We start from the raw sequence: 17,514 nt of genomic DNA on the forward strand, positions 1-17,514 counted from the left end.
AATTGGGGCAACTTGTAAATTAGAGTTTTACAACCAGAACAAACATAAAAAAACAAAAATCATAGGTAAATTGGCGTTACTAAAGGAGAACACATGGTAAACGTCAATTTATTAGATCATTTAATTAGCGATAATACCGATCCAAGAAAAGCGGCCAGATCGCTGTATTGGGCTGGGTATCGTATTAGCCGTATTTCTGAATTGTTGAATGAAAATATTAATACTATCCATAGCTGGAAACGGCGTGATAGGTGGGATGAGTCAACCGTATTGGATAGGGTTAACGGCGTTCTTGAAGCGCAATTAATCCATCTTGTTATCAAGCCAAATAAAGAAGGCAAAGATTTTAAAGAGATTGATTTACTTAGCCGTCAGCTAGAACGTACAGCCAGAATTGAAAAATATCAAAACGGCGGTAATGAAGTTGATTTAAACCCTAATATTGCCAACCGTAATGCCAAGCCGAAGCAAAAGCCTAAAACCAATCTTTTAACTGATGAGCAGATCGAAAAAATTAACGAACTATTTAATGATGGCTTATATGAGCATCAAAAAGTTTGGTATCGGGCTGGTATGCAAAATCGCATTAGAAACATAAATAAATCACGCCAAATTGGGGCAACTATGTTTTTTGCGCAGGAAGGGGCGGTTGATGCTGTGAATACTGGGCGTAATCAGATATTTTTATCCGCATCAAAATCACAAGCATTTCAATTTCGGCAATATATTATTGATTTTTTCCACGGTATCGATATGGATCTGAAAGGGGAAGTTATCCACTTTCCGCATAATGACGCTCGCCTTTACTTTTTAGGTACCAACTCTAAAACGGCACAAAGTTATCATGGTAATTTATATCTGGATGAATATTTTTGGATTAATAAATTTTTAGAATTGCGTAAAGTTGCATCTGGTATGTCGAGCCAAAAACGTTGGCGACAAACTTACTTTTCAACGCCTTCCAGCATTAATCATGAAGCGTATAAATTCTGGACTGGCGAGCTATTTAATAAGGGACGTAGAAAAGAGCAACGTATTAATGTTGATATTTCTCATCAAGCTTTAAAAAATGGCAAATTATGTGCTGATGGACAATGGCGGCAGATTGTTACTATTGAAGATGCCGAGCAATTGGGATTTGATTTATTCGATATTAATCAACTAAAACTAGAATATAGCCCCGATGAGTTCGCTAATTTATTTTTATGTAATTTTATTGATGATTCATCATCAGTTTTTCCGCTATCGAGTTTACAACCGTGTATGGTCGATTCTTGGGATATTTGGGATGATTATAAGCCATTTGCAATGCGCCCACTTGGTGAGCGGCCAGTATGGATCGGCTATGACCCGTCACATACGGGTGATAGTGCTGGGTGCGTTGTTGTTTCACCGCCATTGGTTGAGGGTGGAAAATTCCGAGTCATTGAAAAGCATCAATGGACAGGTATGGACTTTGCCACACAAGCCGAAGCCATTCGAAAAATGACCGAACGCTATAACGTTACCTACATTGGTATAGATGCCACCGGGCTAGGTGAGGGTGTTTATCAGTTAGTTAAGCAATTTTATCCTGCTGTAGTGGCATTTAAATATTCAATTGAGATTAAACAAAGGCTAATTTTAAAAATGCAAGATGTGATCAGGCGTCAGCGTTTAGAGTTTGATGCAGGTTGGACAGACTTAGCCCAATCATTTATGGCAATTCGAAAGACATTAACGGCCAGTCAACGTTATGTAACGTATGTGGCTGATCGTAATGAAGATGTATCACATGCCGATATTGCATGGGCAACCATGCACGCAATTTATAACGAACCGCTAGAAAGTATTAGCGGAGCTAACAGCAACAGCGGATTTATGGGAGTATTTTAGTCATGACAGAATTAACACAACAAAAAGAAAAAGTAGAGTGTTTTACATTTGGCGATCGTGAGCCTTTAGCCGATGCCAAAGACTTATTAAGTTATTTACAATGCACATCGTGCGGCAATTGGTATGAACCGCCAGTTAATTTTGATACGCTAGCCAATACCTTTAGTTCATCGTCATATCATAGCAGCCCGATATACGTTAAACGAAATATCTTAACCAGTACTTTTATTCCTCATAAATACTTATCACGTCAGGCATTCGAACGCATTGCTAATGATTTTTTAATATTGGGTAACTGCTATCTCGAAAAACGAACAAATATGCTAAAGCAAACCGAGGGGCTAAAACCAACACTGGCGAAATACACACGGCGAGGTGTTGAAGAAAACGAATATTGGTATATTGATAAATATTGGGAAGAACATAAATTTAAAAAAGGTTCAGTTTGGCATATGCTAGCACCTGATATAAATCAAGAGATTTACGGATTACCTGAATATTTAGCCGCCATTAATTCGGTTTGGCTTGATAACTCGGCTACCGTATTCCGTCAACGTTATTATAAAAATGGTTCGCATGCAGGGTTTATTTTATATTTGTCTAATCCATCACATAACGAAAAAGATATTGAAGAATTAAAGAAAGCATTGCAAAGCAGCCGTGGACCAGGCAACTTCCGCAATTTGCTCATGTACTCACCAAACGGTAAGCCAGATGGATTAAAACTGATACCCGTTGGAGAAGTGGCCGCTAAAGATAATTTTGCAGATATCAAATCAGTTAGCCAAGATGATATTTTGACAGCGCACCGAGTTCCACCGTCACTGATGGGAATTACTCCAAAAAATACGGGTGGATTTGGTGATCCTGAAAAAGCCTCTAAAGTGTTTGCTCGTAATGAAATTAAACCGTTGCAAGATAGGTTTTTACAGCTTAATGACTGGATGGGTGAGGAGGTAGTTAAATTTAATCCATATCTGCTTGAATAAAAATAAACAAAAATGTTTATTTTTAGATTGAAATAATAAACATTTTTGTTTATTATTTAACTGTCTTAAAACAGCACGGAGCAATAATGAAACAAAGTGAGTTTTTAAGATGGTTAGTTGCTCAAGGTGTTGAAGTAAAGCAAGGAAGTAATCACCTGAAACTTTATTACAACGGAAAGCAATCAACAATGCCAAGACATCCTAGCAAGGAGTTAAAAAACGGTACAATGATAGCAATCAAAAAGCAACTAAATCTAAAATAACTAAAGCCCTCGTAAGGGGGCTTTTCTTTAAAAGAGGTTATTATGTTTTATCCTGCAAAACTAACTAAAGAAGATGATGGCTATACAGTAACATTTAGGGATATTCCTGAAGCAATTACTTGTGGTGATGATTTGCAAGATGCGTTAGATATGGCTCAAGATGCATTAGTAACAAGTATGGATTTTTATTTTGAAGATCATCGCACCGTTCCATTACCAAGTAAGGCTAAAAAAGGGGAATATTTAATTGAATTACCCGTGAGTATTTTTGCCAAAGTGCTTTTACTTAATGAAATGGTTGAACAGAATATTTCTAACGTCGAGCTAGCAAAACGTATTCACGTAAAACCTCAAGAAGTGCAACGTATTGTTAATTTAGAGCATGCAACAAAAATCGATACGATCAGTAAAGCATTGTCTGCTTTGGGTAAGCGTCTTGAATTAAATGTAGCTTGACTTAATCACATAATCAAACAAATGAAAGCTCCGAAAGGGGCTTTTTTTTGTTATTAACATATATATACAATTCAGCTAACTAAATGTAATATTTAAAAATTTAATTTTAACTATAAAGCGCATAGAGAAGCGATTTTTATTTTACACATAGCTGTTCACAGATTTTGAGAACGCTTTACTATGAGCGTTTTTGGTGGGTTATATTTGATTTTTTGATCTGACCCTAGCTAAAAGTTATTGCGCCAGAGAAACCCCACGTCACCCCCACGTTAAAAGTGTGGGAAATTGTGCAAAGTTGCAAACATCACAAAAGAAGCCCTAGTATAAGGGCTTTAGCGATCCGTGATTCTTTTTAGATCTTTCATTTTCGTGCAGTGTAGGTGTGCATTTACTTTTGCATTGCTAGTATCATATTTTTTGCAATAGCTCTTATTACTGGAACGCATACACTATTTCCGAATTGTTTGTATGCTTGTACATCAGATACGGGGATTTTAAAATTTTCAGGAAATCCTTGTAATCTTGCTGCTTCTCTAGGTGTTAATTTCCTAGGATTTTTATTTTTTTGCTCGATTAAAATTTCACTTCCATCTTTATAATACCTAGCAGAAATTGTATTAGTATATTCGGAATCAAAATTGACGAGGCTATAACCAAATCCTTTACCTTTGGCTTTATTTTCAATTTTTCGCCTCTGATGTCCAGCCCACAGTCTATCGGAAATAGTGTATTTTTGATCAACATTCTTTTCCAAGATATCACCAACTTTTGTCGGTTTATTCAGCGGTTCAGGAAAAGAGAATTGAACTGCATGGTCAAGAAAACCAATGATATAAATTCGTTCTCTATTCTGAGGAATGCCAAAATCTCTAGCTTTTAAAACATCATAATAGACTTTATAACCGGCCTGTTCTAAATGCATCAGAATAGTTTTTAATGTATTACCTTTGTCATGTCCTTTTAGTTGCTTTACATTTTCTAGCAAGAAAGCTTTAGGTTTTCGTTTAAGTAAAATACGTTCGATATCAAAAAACAACGTTCCTCTTGTATCTGAGAAACCTTTTTTTAGTCCAGCTTGAGAAAATGGCTGACAGGGAAAACCTGCTAATAAAATATCATGCTCAGGAATATCCTCTTCACTAATCATGGTTATATCACCAAAAATATTTTCATTACCATGATTTTCAACATATGTTTTTATAGCATGCTGATCTATTTCTGATGTAAATACGCATTCAATATTATTAGATGCCAACTCAAAACCTAAACGTATGCCACCAATACCGGCGAATAAATCTATAATTTTCATAAAATTTAATTATCAATCCAATAACTTAATACACTAGGGATGTCCCTGTTGAAGTAAGTTTCAAAATCTATAACATTATGTCTAGATGCTAATTTTTTAGATATTTTGACAGAATTTAAAACAACAATAATAATATTATGTTGTCCCATTTGTTCTGCTTTGCTTTCAGAAATATCATCGTCAACAGTTAATAAATAAATATTTGGCAAATTAGAACGTTGAATTTCTTCAACTACTTCTTGCCAACGTTCCCTTAAAGTTGTTTTCATTGACCCGACGATAGTTCTATTTCTTAATTTTTTAAATGCCTCAACGCTTGGAAGAATGGAATCAACGACTTTACCTAATCCAAGATTATCAAAGGCTTTTTTACCAATATTAGCTTGTGACTCAAAAGAATATCCAAAATAATCGTATAATGAATAAATTATACCTTCAAATACTTTTCCTGCACGAGATCTTCTTGATTGTGTGTTACTTAAGCAAAGCTGATAAATATATGGACTTATATAACCAGAATAAACACCAAATAACTGATTTAAGCGAGTATAAAAATCCTCTTTTGACACACCAGATAGTGTTAATAATTCATCACTAATTTTATTTAATAAATTTTTAGGAGCATCAAAAATATTAGCAATTTCCTTCAAAATTTCGCCATTAAAAATTGATTCTTGTTTTAAAAATTCATCGTAAGATAATTCTCTCAACTGTACAATTGCCTCTGAAATTCTTCCATTTTCAAGCAATTTATTTATAAAATCATGGTGGTTATTTCTTGCAATCGTAGTTGTTTCTTTTGGTGGAAGAATCAATTCTTTTCTTTTTGCTTTAATAAATTCTGAAAAACGTTTTTCTTCATCTTTGGGTAACCGAATTAGCGGAGTAAAATTATTAATCATTTTTTGCCTATAAGATAAAAATAGTCGGACAATATTACAGTAAATTTAATTTTTTATCTCGTTATTATTAGTGACAAATTCTTTTAAAGGTTCCAATAAATCACGAATCCAAAATAGTGTGATATCTTTATCACGCTCTGTTAGATGTTCGGATTCTGTTACAACACGGATAAGTAATTCAGCTCTCTCTACTTTTTTTGCTTTTTCTAATTCGTCCATTTCTAATACCTCACTGTTTTTATATACAGTATATTTATACAGTAATTTTTTAGCAAGAAAAAAGTAAAAAAATGTGATCAATGTCTAGTTGCATGATTTTATTACATAAAACAATATAAAGCTAAAAATAAAACTCAACAAAATCATTTTTAACGGGCTTTCTAGGCCGACTTGGCGAATTGCTAACGATGAGATGTACACCGTTTAAAGTGTTATCTAATTTTAAATATTGATTGTGGCTGATTTTTATACTTTCACGTAAATAAAGCCGGTTCACAGTGAAATTATCGTCAGGCAGACCGATTATTTTTAACTGTTTTCTAATTTCTTCACGCTGATCGTCTAGCGATGATTTTTTAACCTGCGTACAGTTATTGACAGAACTCCAAGGCGTGCGTGCCGCACGTTTTTTAAGGTCAAGGTCCTTGCTTGTTTTTTCTTTCTTAACTATTTTCCATTTAATAAGCCTTGTGCAAATAAAGGACGTTAGCCCCGATAATGGTGAAAATACGCCTTTTATTTTTTTAATTACTTCCTCATATTGATTCAATTCTTCTTCGTAAGATAGCCTAACTTTTAAATCTTTGCGCAAAACCATTGGACCACCTTGGTGATTAGTATATGCGGCCCAATCACCAATATCAGCGGACGCTAAAACAGGATCGATAATTTTATCTTCCACTTTTTGGCTTTTTAATCTTCGTAGTTCCCGCCAAACGGTGACAGGTGCGCCGCCTAATTGTTGGAATTGGCGTATTTTCCAACGGCTTGCCCATGCAGTAACAGCTTTAGATGTTTCTTTTAAGTTTTCGCCAGTTTCATCATCTACTTCATTATCCAACGCATAACCATCAATATTTTTAGAAATATATTTAGCAATGTAGCCAGTTGCTGAGCCTTTTTCTTTATCGATCATGGTAAATTCAAAGCGGTTTTTTGCGGCCCCTTTTTCTTGTCCGTCTTCATCCATGGCATAGATCCACATTACTTTAAAAGCTGTTTGCAAATCTTCGGGACGCATAAAAACTAAAATATGCCAATGAGGTGTGCCGTCGTGATGAGGTTCTGCGACGCGGAAGCCAAAAAACTTAATATCTTCACGATTGAGCTTTGCTCGAATCCTTGACCATACTTTACACAAATAGGCTTGGGTTTCACGTGGATTATTACCTTGCCAGTTTTCGACAAATCCACCTTTTGAGTAGGCGCTATGGTATTTTGAAGGGGCCGTTAGTGTAATAAATGCACCGGTATACCCCATTTCATCAGCCAAATCTTCAAAGCCCCTCATGCGGGTCATTAGCTCAGCACGACGAATAGCTGGATTGGAAATCGATTTATATACCTGCAAATCAAGTGCTATTTGTTCGCCAGTTTCTTGATTTTCAATTGCCATTTGTTCTAAATATTTTTTATTGCGTCGCTTTTGTTCTTTCCATTCTGATTGGCAAGATTGACTGGCATACGGGGTAGCTTTCTTTTGTACTTGCCCAACTGCAATGGCTAAATGTTCATGTTGAAAATCTCGACGGGTTTTTAACTTGTTATACCACCAATCCTCATTGGTTAATTTTGCCAACGCTCTAACAATATTTTCATTGGTTAACTTTCCATTTTTATAATCGGCAAAGTAGGGCGGTACCATATTGATGCCATCAAGTTCATTTAAAACAGATTTATAAAGTTGATACTCAAGCCCAAGCTGATTAACCTCATTGGCAGATAAACAAAACTCATGATCTGCTAATAAGTGTTGTATAAGTTTATCTATATAACGGGCTATTTCTACGCTAAGTTCAGCAATTCGCTCTCTGCCAAATATAGGCAAGTTCTCAAACTCAGCAGAAAAGTTAATAGATAGTGCGCTTGGTTTAATAAATTCATATTGTTTATTAACCAAATCAAGCCTTGATTTAATATTACCGCCAAGTGTTTTACGCAAAAATGTATTGGCGGCTTTTCGGCTTTTTGTTTGAAATAATTTGATGTATTCATTTGCAAAATAGCTACTTAAAAAATCTGGCAAACCAGAAAAATAATTAGCTCTAAAATTATGATCTTCGGTATCTACTTGCCATAACTTTATTTCACTATATGAAAGCCCTTGTGGCATTTTAGGTGATAATGCATGTGGATTAACTGGCGTTCTGATAACTTCTTTATTTGGTAAAAACTTGCCGACCGTATCGTAAAAATCACGCATACCAGAAAGCAGGGCGTGTTTAACTCTATCACTTAATATTGGTAGGTTTTGCGTGATTGTGGTCATGTGATTTTCTCTAATCTTGTATGTTATACTGTATTTAAAAATACATAACAAAAAAGGTAGCCAATATGGAAGATAAATACATTAAAGGCGTTGCAATTAGTAAAATTGATAGTGAAATAACCAAAATCATTGAACAAGTTGATGCAAGAGGTCTTGGCGGCAACCCAATGGTTATTGGAATACAAAATGAAGATGGTGTTGTATATCGAAAAATCATATCTTATGGCCTCGGTTCATATTTGGATTTAGTTCAAAGTATTACTCGTTTGGGGCTTATCGATTTATATAAAGATGATTTAACCCCGCATAAATACGATAGTTTATTTGTGCATCCCTAAGATAATTTTTCTCAAATGGTCGCTTTCATCTGTGCGGCCATGTTTATGTTCATATTTTGCAATATATTTAAGTTTGTCATTAGCTTGCGCTTTATTGTTCATCTGTTTGTTTTTCATAGTTTTTCATCCTTATTGTTAAATCATATCCGGCGTTAACACGCCAATAATCTCTTTTGCTGGCTGACGATTGCCATTTGCCGCAACTGAACGAGGTGCGTCGATTTCGTAGATTTCGAAATCACTAAAAATACCCTTTACTATAGTGTTGTTACTGTTTGATACGATCGCAGTTGCTCCACGTCTAACGGCATGAACCAGTAAATCACGTAACAATTTTGTAACTGGGTAATTGAACTTATGGGGAGTGTAGCCAGTAAAAATATCGTTTTTAGTTCCTGAAATGTACGGCGGATCGCAATAAATAACGTCGCCATCCTCGGCCATTTCGATCGCCGCTCTAAAGTCTGCCGCCATTAATGTAACTGGGACGGAGATCAGATTATTGCTAAATGCGATTAGTTCAGTTTTTGGGAAGTAAACCTTTTTATATTTGCCATGCGGCACGTTAAACTCACCTTTTTGGTTATAACGGCAAACACCGTTAAAGCAATGGCGATTTAAATAGATAAACTCAGCAGCACGCTCTAATGTGAATGGTTGCGTTATATTGCAATTAAAGCGGCAGCGAATTTCATAAAAATCGATATTACTATCAAATAATGATTGAGTAGTATTTATTAATCCCGCTAAATCATCACGCAACCATCGATAAACATTAATTAAATCACGGTTTTTATCAGCTAGTATATAGCTACTATAATTTGTATTGATAAACACATTACCCGCCCCAACAAACGGCTCTATTAGCCGCTTGCCGTCTGGCAAGTGAGGTAATAATTGAGGAATAAGCCGACCTTTACCGCCGACCCATTTTAAAAAAGACTTTTCTACACACATTTTTTGAGCCTTAAAGATTTGGGGCTGATTGCCCCGATTGATTATTGATTTAATTCAAATTCAATAACATTTGTACTATTTTCAACGTTTGAATCGTATGAACCATCAACCTCGCAAATAATTACTGCATCGTGACATGTGATAGCAAAAGTTGCTCCGGCAGTTAATTCCCGTGATTGTTCTTTAGAAACGCTAATTGCTCGCACTCCGTAAGCCGCAACTAGCTCGAATGTATGCTCGTCTACAATGATGCTTTTGTGAGCATTATTTTTAAATTTATCAAACATCTGTTTTCTCCTTTATTGATAATTTATTGCCCGTGCTTACCTTTTGCTTCTGAAATTTGCTGACAATAAACACACAAACTACAACCTGGCACAGCTTCACGCCGTGCCTCAGGTATCGGCTCGCCACATTCACAGCAATAAAGTGATGATTTGCCGGTGTAAACTTTTCTTTTTGCAATCAAGTTATCAAGCTCTAATTGAGCAATATCATTGGCTCGGTCGATAACATCACGCATCAGTTCTGGTTCTCATAATGTTGATTGCGTATTGCTTCGGCTTCTTGCTCTAACAGCTCCGCCGATTCGGTCGGTGTTAAGTAGTTGGTGCGGATATGTGTAGCTAGTCGTTCCAGCTTTGCCGTAAATACGTCACAAAGTCCGCTTTTTGTTTCTTCTTTTGCCTGATTTAAGGCTTGCAATAATGCATCGCCCGATAATGCTGTCATTTTCATTTATGCCACCTTTTTGGTTTCTTTTTTAAAATCTTCTTCTTCACATAATGCGAATGCATCAATAATTGCTTGCAACCGACGTAAACCCTTTTTCAGGTCGTCGACTTCGTTATCTGTCAGATTGTCATATTGCATTTGCCAAGCATGAGTAAATTGACTATCTGAGTTATAAATTGTTGTTTTACGCAGTTCGATGCCTGATGCGTTCAGCAGTAAACGTTTTTGCCCTGGCTTTAAATTGTTAAAAGCAGAACGGGCTAAACTGCGCTTATTGCTTAATATTTGGTGAAACTCACGCAATAGACTGCGTGGTTCAATGGTTTGATTAATTTGTATTGTGTTCATGTAACCCCCCCTGCAATGGCTAGGATTGAGTGCGCCTAGCCTCGCACTTCTTTTTTTGTTCCCCAACAAAAAAAGAACCTGTTATAATCAAATCCCCCAACAAAAAAGAGGAATTAAGTATGGAAAAAGATAATGCTGATAAATTTGCAGTTGAATTAACCAAAGCCTTACTTGCTAGCGATCATGTTGCAGTTATTACAAATAATGCAAAATTAAAAGCTGCCAAGGATATCGCTGTATTTGTTAAGACTCTTTCGGCGGTTCTTCAATCTGGTCCTGAAAATAATTAATAAACCCAATCGCTTCAATTAACCAAGTTGCAATAACAAACGGATGATTTTGCGAATTCTCCGCATTCTTAAAAATGGCATTTTTTATACGGTCTACATCATAACTTGATAAATTCATGTTTACTTTTCCCCCTTTTTATCTGTTCACTTGATTAATTCGCAATTAACTTCTTATGCAACTTGATTACTTGCCCGTTTGACTTTTCGATATAGCCTTTCGGATTGTGTCTATTAGTCTGGATATAAATTAAAGTCGACTTATTAGCCGACTTTGGGCTTAAATAGATTGCGTGGCTCATTACTTATTCCTCTTTAATATTTAACTCAGGATTAAAGGCTTTAGCTCCCTCAAGGGTTAAAGCCACCATATTGATAAAAGTTGTAGAGCGGTCGTACTTGCCTGTGATTTGCTTTTTACGGATAGGAAGCTTGCCTTCACTAATATATTTTTTTACTGTGCGAGGATTCATGCCTGATACACGGGCAAATTCATCAACAGTGACATAAGGCGCTGAAATAGCTATTGATATTCTTGGCGTCATAGTGCATTATTCCTAGTTAGGTGTTTATATGTGTTTTTATGTGATTTTTCTAATCTGAGATTAGATTAATTTAATCTAAAAACGATGTCAATTAATTTTTCTTATTTGAGATTAAATTTATGCAGGTTAATTTTGATAGTGGCGGAGCCGTCGTAATAGATCGAATAATTAAGGCCTATGGATTTCGTACAAAGCTACAACTTTGTAAACACTTTGGTACAACATCGGCAAATCTGTCTCTGAGATATAAAAGAGATTTTTTCCCTTCTGATTGGGTTATTCGTTGTATGGCTGAAACAGGAGCTTCATTAGAATGGTTAGCTAATGGTGAAGGTGAATTTTTACCAACTGAACAACAATCAAAAGAAACAATTCTTTCTGATGATACGTTGGAAAAATTAGAACGACTAGCTGCGCTCAAAAAAGAAGGTGCAATCACTGAGCAAGAATTTAATGCATTAAAGGCTAAATTGATTTAAGAAAATTAAAAAATAGGAGAGAAACAATGAAAAAAGTATTTAGAATAGTTCTATCACTTGCAATCTGCTTGTTATTTTCTTCAATGAGTTATGCTAGCCCAAATGGTGTGGCAAGAGAGTTAGCCCGCCTCACTAAGCAACAAATTCAAAAGCAATACGGCCAACAGTTTCCAATAAAGATGAATGACAAAACATCGTTAGCAAATATCACTGCTGATGGGCAATATATTATTTATGATTATCTTTATGACGATAACAGTAAAAAGTACACACCAGAGATTCTTGCCTTATATGTGCAAATGACATTCGACCAAAGGTCGTGTAAAAACCATGATTTTGTATCATTGTTCCAAGATAACGATCTTCAGTTTGTTTATCGCTATACATTTAATGATAAAAAAAACATGTTCGTATCTTTTCGAATTGATGAGGTTTGTAATTAAAGAAACTCAATACAGCAGGAGAAAAAGTTTTATCTGATGAAGCATTAACAGGATGGGGAAAGAATGAGCGGTAAATTAATATTTGCATATATCAATGTAAAAAAAGAATTTTCAATTCATGTTGTCCATTATATTCGGCAAGATGAAAAATATATTCAAGGTATATATATAACGAATGGTGACAATGGGCAGTTTAGAACGTATCGAAAAGATCGAATAATTGCAAAATTTGATAATGAACTAGATGCTAATTTATATGATCTTGCCGACAATCTAGAACATGCCCTTGATGTTTTAGAAGCAACAATTCCCAGTTCAAAAAGCACATCAGCTTCACTTAATACATTTGACATTCACTTCACCGGCTTTAAACAAGCCGACAAACAACGCTTAATCAAACTGGCAGAAGAAAAAGAACTGACTGTACGCAAAAGTGTGACTTTGACCTTGCAATTACTCTGTGTTGGCTATAACGCAAGCATCAAAAAAATTGAAAAAGCACAAGGAATGGGAATTAGTATCATGAATGAAAGCGACTTCTTAAACTTTTTAGAAACTGGTGAGATATTGTTGGGGGAGTGATTGTGGCCAAAAAAAATAAATCAAAGAAAACAATATCTAATAAAGAACAACATTCAAAGCGATTAGACGATAGTGATATTCAAAACCACAGGATTTTATTAAAAGATTTAGGATTATTTATTCTTATTTCAACATCATTGATGTATCTTATTTCTTATGAAGTTGAAATACTTACAGCTATTCATTATGGATTTGATATAGAGTTTATTTCTTTATCAACAGCCATCATCATAAGAAATAATTTGTTATATCTATTTACACTAATTTTATGTCTTATTCTAATTATCTTTGATTATTTATATAGTCCACAAAAAAATGTATTGAGTAAAAAATTTGTGATTAAAGGACGTTTTAAAAAAATATTGTTGATTATTTTGATGATCGTTTTTTTATTTATTGCTTATCTGATTGATTTACTTATGTTTTGTGGTGAATTTTTTCTGCCAGTAATTTTTGCTCCAATCCTTTTGGTGGTTATTTTTTATTTTTCAAGGATATCTAAATCAAGTGATTTTATGAATTTATTTTCTAATACAGCATTTTTTGTTCTAGCTTGTACTATTTCAGTCTATTTAATGCTTGAAATTTTTATTTTTACTGACAAAGATAAAATTTACCAATCTTTTAATTACAATGAACAACGTTATGTTTTATTAAGGATATATGATAATAATTTAGTTGCAAAAAAAATTGACACAAAGGAGCACGATGGCCAAAAGAAAAACTATTTTAATAATGAAATATTGTATTTGCCAACAGCTACATTAGAACAAGGATTAATTTTTAAAAGCATAAAGGTATCAAGCGGTAGTGAATAATAAAAATGAGCTCAAAGAATAATTCTGAAAATATCAACAGGTGAAAAATGACAGAAATACAACCAATAAAAGCTTTTATTTCTTATAGTTGGTCGAGTCCAGAACATGAACAGTGGGTAATGGATTTAGCCGAACAATTATGTAATGATGGTGTAAACATTAAATTAGATAAATGGGAGTTAAAAGAAGGTCATGACAAATATTCTTTTATGGAAACGATGATCACAGATCCAGAAATAAAAAAAGTAATTATTATAAGTGACAAAATTTATGCAGAAAAAGCAGATCAAAGAGCTGGCGGTGTGGGAACTGAAACCCAAATTATTACCCCAGAACTGTATGGTAAGACTGAACAGAATAAATTTGTTATTGTGACAACTCAGAAAGATGAAAATGGTAAAGCTTATACTCCAATTTATTATAAATCAAAAATCTATATAGATTTATCTGATGACAATAATTACGACGAAAATTATGAACGATTGCTTAGATGGTTATTTGATAAACCTGTATATCAAAAACCTATATTAGGAAAACCTCCAGCTTTTTTATTTGATGACAATTCTATTTCAATAGGGACTAAAACTTATTACACTCGCTGTATGAATGCCATTCGTGATGGAAAAAATAATTCGTTGGGATGTTTTGACGAATATTGTAATGTTGTCATCGAAAATCTGGAGCGATTTAGAATGAATTTTGATGGAGTTACAAAAGAAAATCCAGCAGATGAAATTTTTTATAAGAATGCAACCTCACTATTGACAGTTAGAAATGAAATATTAGAGATATTTAAGGCTATTTTAAACTATTCCCCAACAACTGAATTTGTTCATAAAATTCATGTTTTTTTTGAAAAAATATATAATTATAACAATATACTAAAAACTGAACATAGCTATAAACAATATGAAGTAGAAAATTATAAAATACTTAATTATCAATTATTTTTGTACACAGTTTCATTATTTATTCGTTATGAACGTTTTACTGAACTAAGTGATTTTTTATCAAGCAAATTTCTTCTGAATGATTCTAAATATAACGGAAAAAAAATGCATTATTTTGTTCATTTTAATGTTTTTAATGATCAACTATTTAGAGATCGTTGTAATCGACTAAATTTTAATACATGTTGTCTATTAGCATCTAAACTTTTTTCGGAGTGGAAACATAAAGCAATTACACACGATGAGATAGTTCAAGCAGATTTATTGTTGCATATTTTTTGTGCAACAAAATTATCTGGTGAATTATCTCATTGTTGGTTTCCTCGTAATTTTTTTCTTATCGGTTTTAATTCTCCCCTAGATATTTTTATTAGGGCTGAATCAAAAATATACCTAAATAAATTAAAAGAATTATTTACACTTAATGAGTTGCAAAAATTTGTTAAACAAGAGAGAAAACCGATAATACCTCACCTTTTTGTAAGTAATTATATTAATATTTTGAGACTAGGAACACTTGACTAAATATGAGTGTTAGAAAACAACAATCAGGCAAATGGTTATTCGAAAAATACCTTGAGGGCGGTCGTAGAGTTCGTAAGACCTTTGCTACCAAAGGCGAGGCGCTTGCTTATGAAAATTATTTAGAAGAGCAAACTAACCAAAAGCCTTGGTTAGGTGAAAAGATTGATAAACGCCATTTATCGGATTTAATTAACAGTTGGTATTCATTACATGGGCAAACGCTTAAAGACGGGCAAACACGCCTAAAAGCGATGTTATTTGCTTGTGAATGCATTAATGATCCATTATCTACTCATTTTACAGCCAAACAATTTACTAACTATCGTCAAAAGCGTATTGATGGCGAAATATTTCGGACTGATAGAATAAAAAACGTTGCCCCACGTACAATGAATCTTGAACTAACTTATTTTAAAGCCATGTTTAATGAGTTAATTAGACTAGGGGAGTGGCAACATAACAATCCGCTTGAAAGAATACGCCCATTTAAAACCGATGAGCAAGAAATGGCTTATCTTACTAAAGAGCAAATTCACGAACTCCTATTATCTTGTGGGCAAAGCACAGCCACCGATTTAACCATTATTGTTAAAATTTGCCTAGCAACAGGAGCAAGGTGGAGCGAAGCCGAAAGCCTAAAAGGTGCTCAAGTAAAAGATGGTAAAATCACCTACATTAACACCAAAGGCAAACGTAATCGAACCATTCCAATTAGTGATAAACTCTTTAACGAAATTCCCAAAAAGAATGGTAGCTTATTTACCCCCTGTTACTCGGCGTTCCGTTCAGCAATCGATCGTGCAGGAATAGAATTACCAGATCGACAACTAACTCATGTATTACGCCACACTTTTGCCAGCCATTTTATGATGAATGGTGGCAATATTTTAGTTTTACAAAAAATACTCGGCCACACCGATATCAAAATGACCATGCGCTACGCACACTTTGCCCCAGATCATTTTGAAGATGCGGTAAGGTTGAATCCGTTGAATGTAATTGAATAGGTAATTTTATGAAAATATTGTTCTGTAATATTGGTTGGATGAAGAATTATCAAGGGCAAGCTGATGACGATCTTTTAATTGGCGGCGGTTCTTTCGTTAATGAGCATGGGTATGGTGGGGAAGTAACAAATTTTTATTCAATGAATGGGAATTGTTATGGATACGTTCGAGTGGATAAAAAAACTAATAGTCTAAATTTAGAAAGAATTGAAAAAGTAAACAAAGTAGATAAAGATTTTATAGATGATGTCTGTGTTGTATGGGTTGCCAGAGATCCTATAGAAAAAAAAGGGAATGTTATTGTTGGGTGGTATAACAATGCTAGGGTATACCGTTATAAACAAGAATTCTCTTTTTTAGAAAGTGATAGTGGTTATTGGTTTAAATCTAATGAAGATAATTGCGTTCTACTTCCATTTGAAGAAAGAGATATTATTTGCCCGAGATTTAAAAAAGGTTTTATGGGGAGGACCCAATATTGGTATGCCGATAGTGACGAGAGTATTGACTTTATAAAATCAATTAAAGAATTCATTAGCAACTATACAAAATTTGTTGCGTCAACAAAATCAAAAAAAGGAATTTTTAACACTAATCCAGAGTTAAAAAAGAAGACAGAAAAAAAAGCTGAAAAACGAGTAATACAATATTATAAAAAAAATGGATATACAGTTGATAATGTAGCTAAAGAAAATAAAGGCTGGGATCTGGAAGCAAAGAAAAATAACACTACAATTTGTATTGAAGTCAAAGGATTATTTGGTGATGGAAAACGAATTATACTCACACCCAATGAATATAAACATTTTATGGAAAAAGATAGTAACTACAAATTATGTATTGTTAATAATGTTATGTCAGATAAACATTACAATCTGTATATTTGCTATTTTTGTATTAAAAATAAAAAATGGGTTGTTATCCATCATAAAAATAACACAATAGATTTAAAACCTAAAATTGAAGAAAAAATATCAGCTATTGTTACATTAGAATAATGGCGATAAAATGGCGGTTGATTATATCCTTATATAGTAAAATATGTCTATATATGTATTTCTAACCGCTTGATTTAATTATAAGTTATTGATTTTAAATACAGCTTTAAAGAACTCATAATCGATTGGTCACTGGTTCAAGTCCAGTAGGGGCCACCATCGCAGGAATCAAGTAAGTTTAAAAACGTTCAAAAAACCTTTATCTAACAAGCTTTCCAGT

At 34.0% G+C, this 17,514-nt stretch carries 24 protein-coding genes; 13 read left to right on the forward strand and 11 right to left on the reverse strand.

The window, feature by feature from the left end:
* Positions 1-93 precede the first annotated feature (93 nt).
* The 4 genes from A9G32_RS06565 to A9G32_RS06580 all read left to right on the forward strand — a co-directional run bounded on the left by A9G32_RS06565 (position 94) and on the right by A9G32_RS06580 (position 3,583).
* Entirely contained in the window at positions 94-1,875 is a 1,782-nt protein-coding gene (locus tag A9G32_RS06565; RefSeq protein WP_065590169.1) for a terminase large subunit domain-containing protein, read from the forward strand.
* Positions 1,876-1,877: 2 nt separating this feature from the next.
* Positions 1,878-2,864 carry a phage portal protein gene (locus A9G32_RS06570; RefSeq protein ID WP_065590170.1) on the forward strand — a complete coding sequence of 329 codons (987 nt, stop codon included), beginning with the start codon at positions 1,878-1,880 and terminating at the stop codon, positions 2,862-2,864.
* A gap of 86 nt (positions 2,865-2,950) precedes the next feature.
* Positions 2,951-3,127 carry a type II toxin-antitoxin system HicA family toxin gene (locus tag A9G32_RS06575; protein ID WP_065590171.1) on the forward strand — a complete coding sequence of 59 codons (177 nt, stop codon included), beginning with the start codon at positions 2,951-2,953 and terminating at the stop codon, positions 3,125-3,127.
* Positions 3,128-3,169: 42 nt separating this feature from the next.
* Positions 3,170-3,583, forward strand: coding sequence for a type II toxin-antitoxin system HicB family antitoxin (locus tag A9G32_RS06580; RefSeq protein ID WP_034945528.1), 414 nt, complete (start codon positions 3,170-3,172; stop codon positions 3,581-3,583).
* A 388-nt stretch (positions 3,584-3,971) separates the two neighbouring features.
* On the opposite strand, the gene A9G32_RS06585 is transcribed toward A9G32_RS06580, so the two are convergent.
* The 4 genes from A9G32_RS06585 to A9G32_RS06595 all read right to left on the reverse strand — a co-directional run bounded on the left by A9G32_RS06585 (position 3,972) and on the right by A9G32_RS06595 (position 8,282).
* On the reverse strand, positions 3,972-4,892 hold the full coding sequence (locus tag A9G32_RS06585; protein ID WP_065574065.1) for a DNA cytosine methyltransferase: 921 nt from the start codon (positions 4,890-4,892) through the stop codon (positions 3,972-3,974).
* A 5-nt stretch (positions 4,893-4,897) separates the two neighbouring features.
* Positions 4,898-5,794 carry a type II restriction endonuclease gene (locus A9G32_RS12585; RefSeq protein WP_081296777.1) on the reverse strand — a complete coding sequence of 299 codons (897 nt, stop codon included), beginning with the start codon at positions 5,792-5,794 and terminating at the stop codon, positions 4,898-4,900.
* Positions 5,795-5,839: 45 nt separating this feature from the next.
* On the reverse strand, positions 5,840-6,013 hold the full coding sequence (locus A9G32_RS13015) for a hypothetical protein (RefSeq protein ID WP_174786692.1): 174 nt from the start codon (positions 6,011-6,013) through the stop codon (positions 5,840-5,842).
* 121 nt (positions 6,014-6,134) lie between these two features.
* Positions 6,135-8,282, reverse strand: coding sequence for a replication endonuclease (locus tag A9G32_RS06595; protein WP_065590172.1), 2,148 nt, complete (start codon positions 8,280-8,282; stop codon positions 6,135-6,137).
* Positions 8,283-8,347: 65 nt separating this feature from the next.
* On the opposite strand from A9G32_RS06595, the gene A9G32_RS06600 reads away from it, so the two are divergent.
* Entirely contained in the window at positions 8,348-8,620 is a 273-nt protein-coding gene (locus A9G32_RS06600) for a hypothetical protein (RefSeq protein WP_065590173.1), read from the forward strand.
* On the opposite strand, the gene A9G32_RS13370 is transcribed toward A9G32_RS06600, so the two are convergent.
* From A9G32_RS13370 to A9G32_RS06625, 6 genes are read right to left on the reverse strand one after another with little or no spacing between them, the layout of a single operon-like run.
* Positions 8,603-8,737: a hypothetical protein gene (locus tag A9G32_RS13370; protein WP_255306807.1), complete on the reverse strand. Its 135-nt coding sequence runs from the start codon at positions 8,735-8,737 to the stop codon at positions 8,603-8,605. The two genes, A9G32_RS06600 and A9G32_RS13370, sit on opposite strands and share 18 nt — an antisense overlap.
* A gap of 18 nt (positions 8,738-8,755) precedes the next feature.
* Complete coding sequence (locus A9G32_RS06605; RefSeq protein WP_065590174.1) at positions 8,756-9,577, reverse strand: DNA adenine methylase; 822 nt, start codon at positions 9,575-9,577, stop codon at positions 8,756-8,758.
* A gap of 41 nt (positions 9,578-9,618) precedes the next feature.
* Positions 9,619-9,864 carry a hypothetical protein gene (locus A9G32_RS06610; RefSeq protein WP_065590175.1) on the reverse strand — a complete coding sequence of 82 codons (246 nt, stop codon included), beginning with the start codon at positions 9,862-9,864 and terminating at the stop codon, positions 9,619-9,621.
* A 23-nt stretch (positions 9,865-9,887) separates the two neighbouring features.
* Entirely contained in the window at positions 9,888-10,100 is a 213-nt protein-coding gene (locus tag A9G32_RS06615) for a TraR/DksA family transcriptional regulator (RefSeq protein ID WP_065590176.1), read from the reverse strand.
* Positions 10,100-10,315: a DUF2732 family protein gene (locus tag A9G32_RS06620; protein ID WP_065590177.1), complete on the reverse strand. Its 216-nt coding sequence runs from the start codon at positions 10,313-10,315 to the stop codon at positions 10,100-10,102. The genes A9G32_RS06615 and A9G32_RS06620 overlap by 1 nt, the downstream gene beginning before the upstream one ends.
* Positions 10,316-10,660, reverse strand: a complete 345-nt coding sequence (locus tag A9G32_RS06625; RefSeq protein ID WP_065590178.1) for a hypothetical protein — start codon at positions 10,658-10,660, stop codon at positions 10,316-10,318.
* A gap of 119 nt (positions 10,661-10,779) precedes the next feature.
* On the opposite strand from A9G32_RS06625, the gene A9G32_RS13020 reads away from it, so the two are divergent.
* Entirely contained in the window at positions 10,780-10,950 is a 171-nt protein-coding gene (locus tag A9G32_RS13020; protein WP_176701326.1) for a hypothetical protein, read from the forward strand.
* 302 nt (positions 10,951-11,252) lie between these two features.
* On the opposite strand, the gene A9G32_RS06630 is transcribed toward A9G32_RS13020, so the two are convergent.
* Positions 11,253-11,492, reverse strand: a complete 240-nt coding sequence (locus A9G32_RS06630) for a MerR family transcriptional regulator (protein WP_065585298.1) — start codon at positions 11,490-11,492, stop codon at positions 11,253-11,255.
* A gap of 119 nt (positions 11,493-11,611) precedes the next feature.
* Between A9G32_RS06630 and A9G32_RS06635 the strand changes: the two genes are divergently transcribed.
* The 7 genes from A9G32_RS06635 to A9G32_RS06665 all read left to right on the forward strand — a co-directional run bounded on the left by A9G32_RS06635 (position 11,612) and on the right by A9G32_RS06665 (position 17,294).
* Positions 11,612-11,971: a helix-turn-helix domain-containing protein gene (locus A9G32_RS06635; RefSeq protein WP_065590179.1), complete on the forward strand. Its 360-nt coding sequence runs from the start codon at positions 11,612-11,614 to the stop codon at positions 11,969-11,971.
* Positions 11,972-11,997: 26 nt separating this feature from the next.
* The gene (locus A9G32_RS06640) at positions 11,998-12,414 is read left to right on the forward strand and encodes a hypothetical protein (RefSeq protein ID WP_065590180.1); all 417 of its coding nucleotides are present in this window, start codon (positions 11,998-12,000) and stop codon (positions 12,412-12,414) included.
* A 63-nt stretch (positions 12,415-12,477) separates the two neighbouring features.
* Entirely contained in the window at positions 12,478-12,996 is a 519-nt protein-coding gene (locus A9G32_RS06645; RefSeq protein WP_065590181.1) for a BRCT domain-containing protein, read from the forward strand.
* A gap of 2 nt (positions 12,997-12,998) precedes the next feature.
* Positions 12,999-13,814: a hypothetical protein gene (locus A9G32_RS06650; RefSeq protein ID WP_065590182.1), complete on the forward strand. Its 816-nt coding sequence runs from the start codon at positions 12,999-13,001 to the stop codon at positions 13,812-13,814.
* A gap of 47 nt (positions 13,815-13,861) precedes the next feature.
* Positions 13,862-15,289: an SEFIR domain-containing protein gene (locus tag A9G32_RS06655; protein WP_065590183.1), complete on the forward strand. Its 1,428-nt coding sequence runs from the start codon at positions 13,862-13,864 to the stop codon at positions 15,287-15,289.
* 2 nt (positions 15,290-15,291) lie between these two features.
* On the forward strand, positions 15,292-16,296 hold the full coding sequence (locus tag A9G32_RS06660; RefSeq protein ID WP_065590184.1) for a phage integrase: 1,005 nt from the start codon (positions 15,292-15,294) through the stop codon (positions 16,294-16,296).
* Between the two features lie 8 nt (positions 16,297-16,304).
* Positions 16,305-17,294: a protein NO VEIN domain-containing protein gene (locus A9G32_RS06665; RefSeq protein WP_065590185.1), complete on the forward strand. Its 990-nt coding sequence runs from the start codon at positions 16,305-16,307 to the stop codon at positions 17,292-17,294.
* The last annotated feature ends 220 nt before the right edge of the window (positions 17,295-17,514 follow it).

The organism is Gilliamella sp. Gris3-2, assembly GCF_001690345.1.
Taxonomy (GTDB): Bacteria; Pseudomonadota; Gammaproteobacteria; order Enterobacterales; family Orbaceae; genus Gilliamella; species Gilliamella bombi.

Coding starts and splice junctions, on each gene's coding strand:
- A9G32_RS06565 (WP_065590169.1), top strand. CDS start 94: ATGGTAAACGTCAATTTATTAGATCATTTAATTAGCGATAATACCGAT.
- A9G32_RS06570 (WP_065590170.1), top strand. CDS start 1,878: ATGACAGAATTAACACAACAAAAAGAAAAAGTAGAGTGTTTTACATTT.
- A9G32_RS06575 (WP_065590171.1), top strand. CDS start 2,951: ATGAAACAAAGTGAGTTTTTAAGATGGTTAGTTGCTCAAGGTGTTGAA.
- A9G32_RS06580 (WP_034945528.1), top strand. CDS start 3,170: ATGTTTTATCCTGCAAAACTAACTAAAGAAGATGATGGCTATACAGTA.
- A9G32_RS06585 (WP_065574065.1), bottom strand. CDS start 4,892: ATGAAAATTATAGATTTATTCGCCGGTATTGGTGGCATACGTTTAGGT.
- A9G32_RS12585 (WP_081296777.1), bottom strand. CDS start 5,794: ATGATTAATAATTTTACTCCGCTAATTCGGTTACCCAAAGATGAAGAA.
- A9G32_RS13015 (WP_174786692.1), bottom strand. CDS start 6,013: ATGGACGAATTAGAAAAAGCAAAAAAAGTAGAGAGAGCTGAATTACTT.
- A9G32_RS06595 (WP_065590172.1), bottom strand. CDS start 8,282: ATGACCACAATCACGCAAAACCTACCAATATTAAGTGATAGAGTTAAA.
- A9G32_RS06600 (WP_065590173.1), top strand. CDS start 8,348: ATGGAAGATAAATACATTAAAGGCGTTGCAATTAGTAAAATTGATAGT.
- A9G32_RS13370 (WP_255306807.1), bottom strand. CDS start 8,737: ATGAAAAACAAACAGATGAACAATAAAGCGCAAGCTAATGACAAACTT.
- A9G32_RS06605 (WP_065590174.1), bottom strand. CDS start 9,577: ATGTGTGTAGAAAAGTCTTTTTTAAAATGGGTCGGCGGTAAAGGTCGG.
- A9G32_RS06610 (WP_065590175.1), bottom strand. CDS start 9,864: ATGTTTGATAAATTTAAAAATAATGCTCACAAAAGCATCATTGTAGAC.
- A9G32_RS06615 (WP_065590176.1), bottom strand. CDS start 10,100: ATGCGTGATGTTATCGACCGAGCCAATGATATTGCTCAATTAGAGCTT.
- A9G32_RS06620 (WP_065590177.1), bottom strand. CDS start 10,315: ATGAAAATGACAGCATTATCGGGCGATGCATTATTGCAAGCCTTAAAT.
- A9G32_RS06625 (WP_065590178.1), bottom strand. CDS start 10,660: ATGAACACAATACAAATTAATCAAACCATTGAACCACGCAGTCTATTG.
- A9G32_RS13020 (WP_176701326.1), top strand. CDS start 10,780: ATGGAAAAAGATAATGCTGATAAATTTGCAGTTGAATTAACCAAAGCC.
- A9G32_RS06630 (WP_065585298.1), bottom strand. CDS start 11,492: ATGACGCCAAGAATATCAATAGCTATTTCAGCGCCTTATGTCACTGTT.
- A9G32_RS06635 (WP_065590179.1), top strand. CDS start 11,612: ATGCAGGTTAATTTTGATAGTGGCGGAGCCGTCGTAATAGATCGAATA.
- A9G32_RS06640 (WP_065590180.1), top strand. CDS start 11,998: ATGAAAAAAGTATTTAGAATAGTTCTATCACTTGCAATCTGCTTGTTA.
- A9G32_RS06645 (WP_065590181.1), top strand. CDS start 12,478: ATGAGCGGTAAATTAATATTTGCATATATCAATGTAAAAAAAGAATTT.
- A9G32_RS06655 (WP_065590183.1), top strand. CDS start 13,862: ATGACAGAAATACAACCAATAAAAGCTTTTATTTCTTATAGTTGGTCG.
- A9G32_RS06660 (WP_065590184.1), top strand. CDS start 15,292: ATGAGTGTTAGAAAACAACAATCAGGCAAATGGTTATTCGAAAAATAC.
- A9G32_RS06665 (WP_065590185.1), top strand. CDS start 16,305: ATGAAAATATTGTTCTGTAATATTGGTTGGATGAAGAATTATCAAGGG.